The organism is Candidatus Chloroploca mongolica (genome assembly GCF_004762035.2).
Classification (GTDB): Bacteria; Chloroflexota; Chloroflexia; order Chloroflexales; family Chloroflexaceae; genus Chloroploca; species Chloroploca mongolica.
The window spans coordinates 40,417-54,685 of record NZ_SIJK02000021.1 but is presented as its reverse complement, the minus strand read 5'-3'; the positions used below and the strand labels follow the sequence as shown (position 1 = coordinate 54,685).

Genomic DNA, 14,269 nt, shown 5'->3' with positions numbered 1-14,269 from the left:
CTGGCGTAATCTCAGATGGCGAGCTCACACAGATCACACGCGTCGAGTTGGTGATTGATGTGCTCACGCAGGGTAAGCACTGCTTGTGAGCCCTGCCAGATCTCACCGAACGAGTGCTCGGTCAGGCGACCAAGCGGATAGCGCGACAGTCGCTTCATCTTCAAACAGGGAAGCAGGCGACCATCTTCGCAGATCGAGAAAAAGGAGAACCCTGCTCGGCAGAGCTTTGGCTTGGGTGCTGCCGCGTTCGGTCGCGTCTGCGCACGCATATACTGCTGTAACTGCGCCGCATCAAGCCGCTCAACGAGATTGTCCGTCCCGCCGTCATCCCGGGGAAAGATCTCGGTATCAAAGTGAACCGGTATCCCCAGCGGATCACCGATTTCGTCGCGCACCTTGTGGTACGTCGCGTAATTTGCCTTCATCACCGAACAATTGATGCGCAGATCGAAGCCTGCTGCGCGCAAGAGATGCAGCGCGTGCAGTGTTTTGTGATAAGATCCCGGCGCATTGGTGATCTGATCGTGGATTTCTGGCTCGGAACTGTAGAGGCTGATATGAATGCGGTAGATATTGCTTAGTTCCTGTAGGGCACGCACGACCGTTTCGTCGATCAGTGTACCATTCGAATTGATCCGCACCACAAACTTCTGCGCCTCCAGGTAGCGCAGCAGATCAAGGATATCCTTGCGAAAGAAGAGTTCTCCACCGGTCAGCACCAAGCCCAGTGTCCCATTGTCGCGGAGGTCATCAAGAATACGGCACACCTGTTCTGTGCTGAGCGTATCCTGTTTGGTCTCGAAAAGACCGTAACAATGGCGACACCGCAAATTGCAGCGCGAGGTCAGTTCGAAGTGGCCGCTCAGCGGGATATGGTTCTTGAACGCCCAGAGATGCAAGGCACCGATATCAATGGTGTGTGCATGCTCGTCGCGGGTGTTGGCGTGGGGCCTTGACGGAGGGAGTTCGGCAGGCTCGCCAAGCATACCAAGGTTTTGCAGGCGAGCATAGAGGGGATGGTGACGATCCGGTTCGTCCGCCTGCACGCACTCTTTCCAGAACTGGAGGGACGGCCCTTGGAGCACGGCCACCTGCCTGGTCTTGACATTCATCAGGACGGCAAGCGCATCACCATAAATGCGGTAGACAACGGCTTGAGCAATCATAAGCCCTCCCACACGCACTGAAGAACCTGAGATCTGCTTCAAACTTGAAGCCAGATTTCATGATGATTTTATCCTACGACTCTTTATAGCTCTTGTCAAGACTGTGAGCATGACTGCCAAGGGCTACGCTGAAAATGGGGGAACCACGTTCCCCCATTTTCAGCGTAGCCCTTGGCGCATCGGTCGGGTCGGCGTTGCTCATGCCCTGCCTATGCTATACTACGTCTTACGAATGATCTACCTTATGGGATAGTTGTATGCACGAGACAATGCTCTCTGGTACCGACCACCTTGCGCCTCTTCGCGGCCTCTACCCGTTTCAAACGCGCCGTCTGGCGGTTCCCGGTGGTACCATCAGCTATGTTGATGAGGGTTCTGGCCCCCCGGTGCTGATGGTTCACGGCAATCCGACCTGGTCGTTTTATTATCGCCATCTGATTGCTGCGCTCAGCCCTACGCATCGGGTCATTGTGCCTGACCATATGGGCTGCGGGCTTTCCGATAAGCCCCAGACCTATGCCTATACGCTCCAGAATCATCTTGGCAACCTGACGCGTCTGATGGAACATCTTGACCTTGGGCCGCTCGATCTCGTTGTCCACGATTGGGGCGGTGCGATAGGGATGGGTTGGGCTACCCGTTTTGCTGACCAAGTGCGCCGCATTGTGGTGCTCAATACGGCAGCTTTTCTCTCGCCCCGCCTGCCATTCCGCATCGCGGTCTGCCGATACCCCATTTTTGGCGATCTGGCGGTACGTGGCCTCAATGGGTTCGCCGGCGCCGCGACGGTGATGGCCGTCGAACGTCCGATGTCACCCGAGGTGCGCCAGGGCTACCTCTTCCCCTACAATTCGTGGGAGAATCGGGTCGCTATCCAGCGCTTTGTCCGCGATATTCCGATGTCACCGCGCCATCCTACCTGGGCGGTTGTTGATGGCATTGACCGCGATCTGGTCAATGTGCGCGACAAGCCGATGCAGATCTTTTGGGGTGGCAAAGATTGGTGCTTCTCGGACTATTTTCTCGCCGGTTGGCTCGAGCGCTTCCCTGCGGCATCAGTTGTCCGTTTTGATGACGCCGGACACTATGTGCTTGAAGATGCGCACGAAGAGATTGTGCCGCGTGTCGTACGGTTTTTTGGGGAGGATTATCCTCAATAACTCTTCAAAGGAAATGTTGATGACAGATGCGTCTTCTGATCGCACAATCCACGACGACTCCTTCTATGGTTCAGCCCCTCCAGGGGCAAATATTGCACGCTATCTTCCCTTGATGGCCCGCGAACGCCCCGAGCAGACGGCGATTGTGATGGGCGATGGGCAAAATCGCGCCGGGCAGACGGTCTATCGGCGCTTGAGTTTCGCCGAGTTAAACCTGGTGAGCGACCGCTATGCCTGGGGGTTGAGTGCGCTTGGGATCGAACGGGGTACTCGGGTCTTGTCGATGGTTCCTGCCGGTCTGCCGTTGATCAGTCTCACCTTTGCGTTGATGAAGGTCGGGGCGGTGCCGATCCTCATCGATCCCGCGATGGGGCGACGGAATTTGATCCAGTGCATCAAGGAGTGTACCCCCGAGGCGATGATCGGGGTGGCGCGGGCGCAATTGGCGCGGCTCCTCTTTCCTGGTGCGTTTCGGACCGTGCAACGCAGTATCACCGTTGGTTCGCGTTTTACGCCCCTTGGTGATCTCAACCTCGCCGATCTGAGTGTGCCGCTCAATGCGCCCTTTGCTTTGGCCCAGGTCTCGCCTGACGAGCCAGCAGCGATCATCTTTACCACCGGCAGCACCGGTGTCCCCAAGGGGGTGCTCTATGAGCACGGGATGTTTGAGGCCCAGGTGCGGCTGTTGCGGGCGCTCTTTCATCTCGAACCAGGTGAAGTTGAAATGCCGGCGTTTCCGCTCTTCTCGCTCTTCAATGTGGCTCTCGGGTGTACCTCGGCTATCCCGCCGATTGATCCCACCCGCCCCGCCAGTTGCGATCCTGCGGCTGTGATTGCCTTTATGCAGGATCAGAAGGTGACCTCGACCTTTGGTTCGCCCGCGATCTGGCGCAAGGTGACGGCCTATTGTCTGGAACATCAGGTGAAATTGCCTGGTCTACGGCGTGTGTTGATGGCCGGTGCGCCCGTGCCGGCGGATCTTCACGAGCGCTTCCGTCAGATCCTGGACGAGACTAGCGATACCCATACGCCCTATGGTGCGACCGAGGCCTTGCCGATTACGTCGATCAGTGGGCGTGAGGTGCTCGCGGCGATTGCTGCGCGGGGGGCCGATCCGACTGCCGGTACCTGTGTCGGCTTCCCGGCCCCCGAGGTGACGCTGCGCATTATTCCGGTCAGCGATGAGCCAATTGAACATTGGGATGAAGCCCTTGCCTTGCCCGCCCATCAGATCGGTGAGTTGGTGGTCAAAGGCCCCTCGGTGACCAAAACCTATATCAGTCGCCCGACGTCAACCGCGCAAGCCAAGATCCACGAAGGCGATCAGGTCTGGCACCGGATGGGCGACCTCGGCTATCTGGATGACGAGGGCCGGGTCTGGTTCTATGGCCGCAAGAGCCATCGGGTCGAGACCGGACGCTTGCACGGGACCCTTTACACCGAACCGATCGAACTGATCTTTAACCAGCATCCCGCTGTGGCGCGGAGCGCCCTCGTTGGCGTTGGCCCTGCTGGTTATCAAGAGCCGGTTGTGATTGTCGAGCCAAAAGACCGCTCTCTGCTGCGCGATCGCAGTGCCGGAGCAGCGTTGCTGCACGAGCTCCAGGAGCTTGGTGGCCGTTATCCAATGACGTCGGGGATCATGACGTTTCTTCTCCATCCATCGTTCCCGGTTGATATTCGTCACAATGCCAAAATCTTCCGTGAACAACTCGCTGTCTGGGCACTCAGTCAACCTGGCATCCCGGCTGGCTCAACGATGCCGCTCGCCCAGAGTCTCCAGACTCCTCATGTTGCGGAGGAAGCAGAAGAAGATGGCTAGTACTTCGTCCATCTTCAGGTGATGGGTTCGCGGGCGTTGGGGCGCAGCGCGCTGCGCCCTTACCGGAAGACGGCTATCGATCAGCATGCGGGACGCCCGCGCACCCAGGCCCTCACAAATTGACTTCTTTTGGCGCAAGCCCGATTTGAATGCTGCGGAGCAATAGATGCTAACACTTGTCACTGGTGGCAATGGTTTTCTTGGCCGTTACATCGTTGAACAGTTGCTCGCACGCGGTGACCGTGTCCGTGTGCTTGGGCGTAACCCGTACCCTGAACTCGAGGCGCTTGGGGTTGCGTGTGTTCGTGCTGATCTGAGTAGCCCTGATGTGGCGCTGCCTCTTGCGAAAGCGCTGCAAGGCGTTGAAGTTGTCTTCCATGTCGCTGCTAAGGCAAGCGTCTGGGGCACGTTTGATCAGTTCTATGTGAATAATGTGACGGCAACCCAGCGGTTGGTACGCGCTGCCGAGCGGGCAGGTGTGCCACGGTTTGTCTATACTTCGTCCCCATCGGTGGTGATCGGCGAAACCGATCTCGAAGGTGCCGATGAGAGCACGCCCTATCCCGAGCGCTATCTTGCACCCTATCCGGCGACCAAAGCCCTTGCCGAGCGTTTTGTCTTGAGCCGCAGTGAGCTTGCGACGGTTGCCATTCGGCCCCACCTTATCTGGGGGCCACGCGATCCGCATATCTTTCCGCGCCTCATTGCCCGTGCGCGCAGCGGTCGCCTGATCCAGATTGGTGATGGCACCAATCTCGCCGATATTACCTATGTCGAGAATGCCGCCGAGGCGCATCTGCAAGCCGCCGATGCTCTGAGTGAACGCTCGCCGCTCCGGGGTCGCCCCTATTTCATTGGTCAAGAACAACCAGTGAACCTCTGGGACTTCATCAACGAAGTGATTACTGGCGCAGGCTACAAGCCAGTCCGCCGCTCCATCTCGTTACGCACGGCGCTGCGCCTCACCACCGGCATCGAAGCGGTCTATCGGGGCCTCGGCATCACCCGCGAACCGCCACTGACCCGTTTTACCGTCAACCAGATGGGCATCAGCCACTGGTTTGACCACTCGGCAGCCAAGCGCGACTTTGGCTATAGCCCGCGGATTACTACTCCCGAAGGCTTGCGTAGGACGCTGGCCGCGCTCGGCAAACACGACCATGCTTGAAGGTTGACCCGTGTTGACGCAAAGACGCAAAGGGTTGTTCGATCTTTGCGCCTTTGCGTCTTTGCGTCAAAACATGAAGCGTGAGAAGCCTACACGTGCCCTCTCTATCGCATGTTCAACGCCGAACCAACGGCAAGAAGACCTGTTCGATCTGCCGCTCTGGGTCAATGCTCACGACCATCACCCGTTCTTCCGACTGATTGCCAAGGCTGTCAAAGGCCGTGTAGCGGATTGTGTGCGTGCCAAGGCCAAAGCCGTCGAGCATAACCGCGCTGCCTTCGTAGGTTTGCCATGCCTCATCATTGATTGATACCTCTACTCTGGCGACCCCAGCGCCCCCCAGATCGTCGGCCACCAGGTGCATCCCATCGAGACGATGAAAGCTATTCCCCAGTCGTCCCTGAGGGTTGATCAGCAAGCCATCAATCACCGTGCTAAAATCAGAGGCTCCGGGCGCAAGGAGATCATAACCAGCGGTGGCCTCTCCACTCCGTTCAAACATTTTGAAGGCGAGCACGTGACGGCCTGCTTCAAGATAGATCGAGCCAATGACCGATCTGGTTGGTTGCAACCCGGGGTTGCTCACCACGAGGCGTCCGTTGAGCCAGAGCCACGCCCCATCATCGCTGGTCAGGCGGAAGATGTATTCGCCAGCCTGAGCGACGACGATTGAGCGGGTCTGTTCCACCAGAAAATAGTCGGTCAGTTCAGACACCTCGGGCAGTGGCCCGCCTTCGCCCCAGTCAAGCGTTGTCCCATCCCAGGCAAAACTGCCCATATAGGTGCCACGCGGGATGGCCGTTGGATCGACCGTGCGCGCCAGCAGGTTATCAGGCACAAACCCGAGCCGATAGACATGGGCTTTGGGGCCGAGCGCGTCAGTATAGGCCGCCGGGGCAGGCATCTGGCGTTCGGGGTGTACTGTGATGGTCGTTGGGGCCAGCGAACGCGCCATATACCCCACATATTCGTGGATTGCCCCCGCCTGGAGGGTGAACTGCCCAGGCGTACGGAGCCGTATGTAGCCGACGATCTCGCGGGTCTCGCCAGGCGCAAGCGACCCATTCAGCCCCCAGCGCCACGGGTATCCACCAGTTTCGCCTGCACAGGTCGGCTGGCGCCCGGCTTCAACTGGCCCGAGCACGACCCGAAAACGCCCCGCCTCTTTGGGAAAGGCCGGATAGCTCTGCCACTCGTTGCCCTGGAAACATTCGCCTTCGTCATAGACATAACTATTGTCGAGGTCAAAGCCACTGGGGGACGCGCTGTTGCGACTCGCTTCGGGGGCCTGGCTTTCAATTGTCAGGCTCCCGCTATTTTTGACGGTGAATGTGACCTTCAACAACTCGCCTGCGCTCACTTCTTGCCGGTCGTAGCGCACGTCAAGCAGATCGAGGCGTGCGGTTGCGTCATTTTCAAAGACAAAATGCATGCTATCAAAGAAGATCAGGCGTTGCTCGCTCAGTGGTTCGCCCGTCAGATCGTTGAGTTCGACAAAACCGGCCTGGCCTGCATTGAAACGGAAACTCCCCAAGGCCACCCATTCATCGCGGGTATTGTGGCTGATCGTCACCTCTTGTGTGCCGTCGGCACTCGTGATGCGATAGGTTGCCCGATTGGTTGCATGACCAAGGCTACAGCCCTGGGGAATATGAACCAGTACCTGGTAGTTGCCGGCCTGGCTGATCGTTGGCTGCCAGCGCCCATTATTTGTGCTTTCGGCAGGATTGTCAGTGGCAAAGGTGTAGAGCGTGGTGCCCCCATAGCCGCACGCTGCCTCATACCAGTTGGCATTGCTGCGGGTAAAACCGCTATCGCGCTCATCAATCAATAGCGGATCACTCACGATGCCCTGGAGACGTTCGTGGATCCGCCACCGAATGCCGGGCAACATCTCCATAAAGCGGTCACCAGGGCACGTGGTATGGCCCGGGGTCACCTGGCGATGGCCGGCGATATTTTCTATGATCGCCCCTGGATTGAATGGATTGCAAAAAGCGCTGCGGGAACAGCCATAATAAAACGCCCGCCCGAGCGGGTCGATGCCCTTTTGATCGGCTTTCCAGGCCAACAACTCAACCAGACTATCGACCGCAGGTGCAGGCGGATTGACCGTCGCGTAAGTGCCGATGACCGATACGCCCATCGAGCCATAGTTGGCGGTATCGTGGAACCCAACCGCATTATCACCGCCAGCCCGTCCTTCATAGATAACGCCGTTGGGATCGATCAGGAAGTTGTAGCCAATATCGCCCCATCCTCTGGTGAAGGTGTGGAATGACCAGATGGCCCGCACGCGATCCGCCCAGACCTGCTGGCTCCCGCCGAGGCTATTCGCGTCGGCGGTATGATGGACGATCATGTGCTTGACCGGATAATAGACCGGGGTTGCTCGACTGCCTTGACCATCAGGGTTGCCCCAACCCGTGCGCGTCACCACTGGTGGTCGCGCCAGGCCGGTCAGACCTGGCTGATCTGAATCAAAGGAGGGCAATGGATCGGTAGGGCCAAAGCGGGCATCAATACTATTGACCTCGATCCGTTGAAGTTCCGGCAAGGATCCATCGGTTGCTGGATCACGCAAGGCTCGCACCTGCCAGAACCGGCGTGCCTCACCAGCATAGATCGCTTCACTCCAGTAGACACCCGCGCCATCCTCGGGCATCCAAAGTTCTGGGTTCTCTTCGACCATGCCCCAATCAGTCCAGGTACGCCCATCGCTGCTCGCCCGGATTTCGAGCCGCAAGGCCGCCCCAAGAGGGACAACCGCTTCCCAGCGTACCAGGAGATAGGTAAAAGGATGGGGCGTTGCCGTAGCCGCCGAGAGGTAGGCATCGCCAACACTGGTGAGGGTTCCCGCACCAGCGACAGCCTCGGCACCGGTAGGTATCAGCACCGCATGATCGGGGCGACCAGGTTCACCAGTCGCTGGAACGGTGGCCTCAACCTCGTGGGTCACCAGGCCAATGAGCAGGAGCATGCTCAGGAAACTGAGCAGACGAGGAAGCCAGTACATCATTGGATTTACCTCATAAGAAACTAGTCTTTCCTCTAAGCCAAGGTTCGTAGGCACGTGACTGTTTGCGCCCCACGGAGTGCCGACTTCAGTTGGCTTCAGCCGACTAAAGTCGGCACTCCAATGAAACCTTGTCTGCCATGAGAAACGCTCGGTGGCTGCCTTTTGGCTTGTTACGCAGGTGATAAAGAGGTGAGCAAAGCGCTCTCGTGCGCAAAGAGAGTTTCTGGTAATACCGTGGTATGGTACGGTTGATATGATGATACCATGTCGTGAGCAACAGCGGAGTATTAACACATGAGCGCGACCCATTTCACTCACGCGTCGCTGTTACGGGGCTTCTGGGTTGTCTTCTTTGTTCTGGCCCTGGTTGGCTGTGGTTCAACCGGCTCATCTTCATTGACCCTCATCGACGCTACTTCAGCAATTCCCGCTACGGCTCCAGCAGCGCAGCCCACGGTTCAGATCGGGTTGGTGATGAAGACCTTGACCAACCCGTTTTTTATTGAGATGGAACGGGGGGCGCGCCGGGCTGAAGCCGAACTTGGCATCGAGTTGATTGTGAAGACGGCGGCGCAGGAGACCTCGATTGATCAGCAGATCGCGATTGTGAACGATCTGATTGATACGCGGGTTGACGCCATTGTCATTGCCCCTGGCGACTCAACGAGTCTGATCCCTGTCCTCCACGAGGCGCGGCAGGCTGGCATTATCATTGTGAATATTGATAATCGCCTGGATATGGCAGTGGCCGAAAAGCTGGGCCTGGTGGGGGTTCCGTTTATCAGTGTTGATAATGAAGCCGGGGCGTATGACTCGGCGCGCGTCATTAGCGATCAGCTTACGACGCGCACAAAAGTGGCGATTATGCAGGGCATTCCTACGGCCCAGAATGCGATTGATCGCGAACAGGGGGCGCGCCGGGCGTTTCGTGAGAACCCGAATATTACGATCGTTGCGACGGCAAGTGGCTTCTGGAAAATTGATGAAGGCTACAAGGTTGCCGCCCAGTTTTTGACCGAGCATCCCGATCTTGGGGCGATCTTCTGTGCCAACGATATGATGGCCCTGGGCACGATCCGGTTTCTCAGCGAGCATGGGTATGATCATGTGCTCGTCGCCGCGTTTGATAACCTTCAGGAAGTCCAGCCGACGCTGCAAGATGGTTCGTTACAGGCGACCATTGATCAGCAAGCCGCTGAACAGGGCTATCTGGGTGTTCAGTATGCCTACAAGATGCTTCAGGGCGAGACGGTGCCTACCGAGACGATGATCTCCACCTTGCTTGTGACAGGTACGCGTCAACCGTAAGGCTTTTTTATGCGCGTGCGGCTCAATCTAACCCGGAAATTTATAGCCATTCTGATGGTGATCAGTATTCTCCCACTGATGATTGTCAGCGTTGCTTCATATCAAGTGTCGCGCACGGTCGTGAATGATGAAGTGAGTCACTATACGACCGAGTTGCTTAATAGCCATCGCGACCATCTAGATTTCAGCCTTGAGCAACTCGAGCGTCTGATCATCAATCTTTCGAGTGTTGAACCAGTGCTTCAGGCTCTCGGTCAGACTGAGGCCGAAATGGATACCTACACGCGCCTGGCAACCCAGGCGCAGATTGGGTATATCCTTGATAGTTACACCGACCTTGGTGGGGTTGTCTCGATTGATATTTTTACCGAGAATGGCGTGCATTACCATGTTGGTGATACGCTCAATATCTCGAATATTCGTACCGATCTACGTGACGATATTATTGCCCAAACACGTGCCGCTGCCCCCGAGGTTGTCTGGTTTGGTCTGATTGAAAATGTCAATAGTAATTCGAATACCAGGCATGTCGTGACGCTTGCCCGCGCGTTGATGACCGTTGATGTCGGTACCGCTCAGGCACGACCTGTCGCAACGCTGTTGGTCAACTACGATCCGCAGATGCTCCAGAAACATTTTAATCATGTCGATCTGGGTATGGACGGGTTTATGCTGGTGAGTGACACGCGAGGTCAGATTATTTATCATCCGCAGACCGATCTGATTGGTGCTATGCTCCATCCTGACCTGTTGCATCTGGTACAAGAGGCTCAAGATAGCGTTACCCACGTCATTAATGATCAGCCGATGGTGATCAACTCTGTACAATCGCAGGTCACCGACTGGCTTATTATGAGTCTCGTGCCAGTGCAGACGCTTGATCAAGGTGTGCAGGCGATTGGAACGGTTACCGTTGTGGCAATGGGGCTGGCCCTGTTGATTGTGGCTGTTGGTGTGCTGCTTGTCTCACGTTCCGTCGTCAATCCCATCCGCCAGTTGACGTACCGTTTTCAGCTCTATCAGAGTGATCGCCCGGGTTGGTCAGAGCCGTTGCAGGCGACTAGTCATGATGAGATCGGTGAACTGACGCGCTGGTTCAATGCATTTCTCGAGACCCTGGCCGCCCGTCGCCATGCCGAACAGGCTCTTCGCGAGAGCGAGTCGCGCTATGTCTTGGCCCTCCAGGGGGCTAATGACGGTATCTGGGATTGGGATCTGCGCACCCAGACGATCCACTATTCGCTGCGTTGGAAGATGATGCTTGGCTATGGCGATGATGCGATCGGCGATAGCCCCGATGAATGGTTCAAACGTATTCATCCCGCCGATTATGACCATGTGCGTGCCCGGATCGACGCTCATTTGCGTGGCGATTTGCCCCATTTTGAGAGCGAATATCAGATGCTCTGCCGCGATGGTGTGACCTACCTTTGGGTGCTGGCGCGGGGCATGGCTGTTGCCGACGAGCACGGGACGATGGTGCGGATGGCAGGATCCCAGACTGACATTAGTATGCGTAAACAGACAGAAGAACATTTGCGCTATGAGTTACTCCATGATCCGCTTACCGGGTTGCCGAACCGTACCTATTTTGTTCAGGCGATTGAACAGATGCTCGAGCATCTGGATCTTGCTTCTGGGCGTCAGGCCACTGTCCTTTTCCTCGATCTCGATCGCTTCAAGGTGATCAACGATAGCCTTGGTCACGCGGCTGGCGATGAGGTCTTGCGGATCGTCGCGCAGCGTCTCTCGAACTCGCGGCGCTTTAGTGACGTGGTGGCCCGTATCAGTGGCGATGAGTTCGCCTTGTTGCTCCCTGATATGCGTTCGATCGAGAGTGCCACCAGGGTGGCTGAACGCATCCAGGATATCCTCTCTCAGCCGATGGCAATCGAGTCACTCGAGATTACGATCCAGGCCAGTATTGGTATTGCCTTCATGACCGGGGTCTATACCCGCGCCGAGGATCTCTTGCGTGATGCCGATACCGCACTCTATCAGGCGAAAGCCAATGGGCGCGCCTGCGCGATGGTCTTTGATAACGAGATGCATACCCGCAGTATGGATCTCCTGCATCTCGATACCAGCCTGCGTCGGGCCATCGACGAAGACGAGTTGCGCGTGTTCTATCAGCCCATTGCCGATGTGCAGACGGGCCATGTCTATGGGTTTGAGGCGCTTGTCCGCTGGTATAACTGGGAACGCGGGATGATTAGCCCCGCCGAGTTTGTGCCCTTTGCCGAAGAGACCGGCCTCATTACCCGGATTGATCTCTGGGTCCTCGGGCGTGCCCTGACGCAGTTGCAGTCCTGGCATCGCCAGGGGTATGACCACCTCTCGGTTTCGGTCAACCTTTCGGTACGGAGTCTCCAGAATCCCCACTTGCCCCGCCTGGTGGCGAATTTGCTCACGGCGATGGGGCTTCCCCCAAGGAGTTTGCACCTCGAAGTGACCGAAAGTGCTGCGATGCTCGATATTGAACGTACGATTGCGTTGCTCAAAGAGTTACGGGCGATTGGGGTACAGCTTGCGATTGATGATTTTGGCACAGGCTATTCGTCGCTTGGGTATTTGCGCCGCTTGCCAGTGCAGATCCTAAAGATTGACCGCTCCTTTGTCCGCGATATTACCGAGAGCAAGGATGCAGCTGCGATTGCCAGTGCTGTGATTGCGATCGGGCATATCCTCGATATGCGCATTGTGGCTGAAGGTGTTGAGACCCAGGCGCAGCGTACGTTCTTGATGCACCATGGTTGTGATGCCATCCAGGGCTACCTCATCAGCCCACCGCAACCTGCGGAACTGGCTGAGAAGTTGCTCGGCCAAACCCTCTTTGAACTCAAGCGTTGAGCCTCTCCCCATGCACATGAAGTGGTCGTACTGGGTCCAGAAGGTCAACGACTAGGATCAATACCTTGCACATAATACCATTTACCGTTGAGGAGCCCGCATGGTTACCCTGAGTACCACATGGCCTGTGGGCCAGTGATGCCGTGCGCAACCAGGGTGTTGCACCGGCCCGGCCATGGCACCCCGAACACCGCCCTTGTCACCCCGAACGCCCTTGTCACCCCGAACGAAGTGAGGGGTCTTCCATGTCGATCAGTGCAGATTCCTCACTACGCCTACGGCTTCGTTCGGAATGACAACGAAGGCGTTGCGCTCCGCCCAGGAGGCGGGGAGGCGTTGCGCTCCGCCCAGGAGGCGGGGAGGCGTTGCGCTCCGCCCAGGAGGTGTGTTGCTAAGGAGTGATGCCGTGAGCAACCAGGCTGGTGCCCAGGCCCGCAATGTCACCCCGAACGCCCTTGTCACCCCGAACGCCCTTGTCACCCCGAACGCCCTTGTCACCCCGAACGAAGTGAGGGGTCTTCCATGTCGATCAGTGCAGATTCCTCACTGCGCCTACGGCTTCGTTCGGAATGACCGCGGAAGCGTTGCGATCCGACCATCCATGAGGTTTGTTGCGCAGGAGCGAAGCGAAGGGTCACGGGCGTCCCAACGGCACAGATGCTTCGCTGCGCTCAGCATGACAATGCGGCACCTTCAAGCGGAATTGGTATAAGGCGGTTGTTTTGACGCAAAGGCGCAACGTTTTTCGCGTAGATGCGCGACCCCTTCGCGCCTTCGCGTGCGCTTCTTTGCCGCGTAGATGCGCGACCCCTTCGCGCCTTCGCGCCTTCGCGTGCGCTTCTTTGAATGGTATTGCGCCTAGGATTCTCCCGACGGATCTATTTCCGTACCATGTTTGAACCAGCGCGCGACGAGCGCAATGATTTCGTCGGCGCTCTCTTCAATGGAGCGGTCGGTCAAATTAAGCGTGGCCCACCCATGCTGGCGAAAGAGGCGACGTGCCCATTCGACCTCGTCCTCGGTCGTCTCCTGGCTGACATACCGACTCCCAAACGCCATGCCTGTCCGACGCTGCCGATGGCGGCGCCGTGCGGTGATCTGTTCCGCGTCAACAACAAGGCCAATCACCCGTCGGCGATCAATCTGAAAGAGTGCTTCAGGGGGCGGAACCTCTTTGACCAGCGGAATATTCGCCACCTTCCAGCCAAGCACGGCCAGGTACATACTCAGTGGGGTTTTGCCGACGCGTGAAATGCCGACGAGCACAATCTCTGCGTCGTGCAACTCATCGGTGCGCGCACCATCGTCATGCTTGATCGAATATTCAATCGCCTCAAGGCGATCAAAATAGGTCGAAAGGCGTTGTTTGTAGAGCCCCGGTTTGCCCAGAGGTTCTTTGCCGACCAGGGTGGCAACGCGGGCAAGAACCGAACCCACCAGATCAATTTCGACCACGCGGTTGTCCCGTGCCTTCCGCATCAGATCGCGACGCACGCCTGGCTCCATCAGTGTATGAAGGATGGTTCCGCGGCTGACCCGCGCTTCTTCGATGACTTCACTGATCTGCTCGGTAGTGTGGACATTCGGAATGACAATCACGGGTACCTGGACGCCCTCGAATTGGCTGATCACCAGGCGTGCCACTTCCGATCCGACCAGTCCCTCGCCCCCTGATACGACATAGATCGGTGGGGCCAGACTCGCATCCTGAGACATCGGTGTCCTCGTTTGATCCATGGTTTTCCTCATGTTTCTGGCCAGAATGGGTCAAATTGT

General features: G+C 57.3%; 8 protein-coding genes. 5 read left to right on the top strand and 3 right to left on the bottom strand.

What is annotated here, in order from left to right:
- Positions 1–11 precede the first annotated feature (11 nt).
- Positions 12–1,166: a radical SAM/SPASM domain-containing protein gene (locus EYB53_RS12850; protein WP_135478580.1), complete on the bottom strand. Its 1,155-nt coding sequence runs from the start codon at positions 1,164–1,166 to the stop codon at positions 12–14.
- Positions 1,167–1,423: 257 nt separating this feature from the next.
- Between EYB53_RS12850 and EYB53_RS12845 the strand changes: the two genes are divergently transcribed.
- The 3 genes from EYB53_RS12845 to EYB53_RS12835 all read left to right on the top strand — a co-directional run bounded on the left by EYB53_RS12845 (position 1,424) and on the right by EYB53_RS12835 (position 5,316).
- The gene (locus EYB53_RS12845; protein ID WP_254151053.1) at positions 1,424–2,326 is read left to right on the top strand and encodes an alpha/beta fold hydrolase; all 903 of its coding nucleotides are present in this window, start codon (positions 1,424–1,426) and stop codon (positions 2,324–2,326) included.
- A gap of 19 nt (positions 2,327–2,345) precedes the next feature.
- Positions 2,346–4,148, top strand: coding sequence for a fatty acid CoA ligase family protein (locus EYB53_RS12840; protein ID WP_135478579.1), 1,803 nt, complete (start codon positions 2,346–2,348; stop codon positions 4,146–4,148).
- 166 nt (positions 4,149–4,314) lie between these two features.
- Positions 4,315–5,316 carry an NAD-dependent epimerase/dehydratase family protein gene (locus EYB53_RS12835; protein ID WP_135478578.1) on the top strand — a complete coding sequence of 334 codons (1,002 nt, stop codon included), beginning with the start codon at positions 4,315–4,317 and terminating at the stop codon, positions 5,314–5,316.
- A 115-nt stretch (positions 5,317–5,431) separates the two neighbouring features.
- On the opposite strand, the gene EYB53_RS12830 is transcribed toward EYB53_RS12835, so the two are convergent.
- Positions 5,432–8,335 (bottom strand): golvesin C-terminal-like domain-containing protein, encoded by a 2,904-nt coding sequence (locus EYB53_RS12830; protein ID WP_167857382.1) that lies wholly within the window; start codon positions 8,333–8,335, stop codon positions 5,432–5,434.
- A gap of 294 nt (positions 8,336–8,629) precedes the next feature.
- Here EYB53_RS12830 and EYB53_RS12825 point away from each other — a divergent pair, with 294 nt between their 5' ends.
- Together EYB53_RS12825 and EYB53_RS12820 are read left to right on the top strand one after the other, a co-directional pair.
- A complete protein-coding gene (locus EYB53_RS12825) occupies positions 8,630–9,643 on the top strand; it encodes a sugar ABC transporter substrate-binding protein (RefSeq protein WP_135478577.1) in 1,014 nt (337 codons plus the stop codon).
- A 9-nt stretch (positions 9,644–9,652) separates the two neighbouring features.
- Entirely contained in the window at positions 9,653–12,493 is a 2,841-nt protein-coding gene (locus EYB53_RS12820) for a bifunctional diguanylate cyclase/phosphodiesterase (protein ID WP_135478576.1), read from the top strand.
- Positions 12,494–13,351: 858 nt separating this feature from the next.
- Here the strand turns inward: EYB53_RS12820 and EYB53_RS12815 are convergent.
- Complete coding sequence (locus tag EYB53_RS12815) at positions 13,352–14,230, bottom strand: pyruvate, water dikinase regulatory protein (protein ID WP_254151052.1); 879 nt, start codon at positions 14,228–14,230, stop codon at positions 13,352–13,354.
- Between the last annotated feature and the right edge of the window lie 39 nt (positions 14,231–14,269).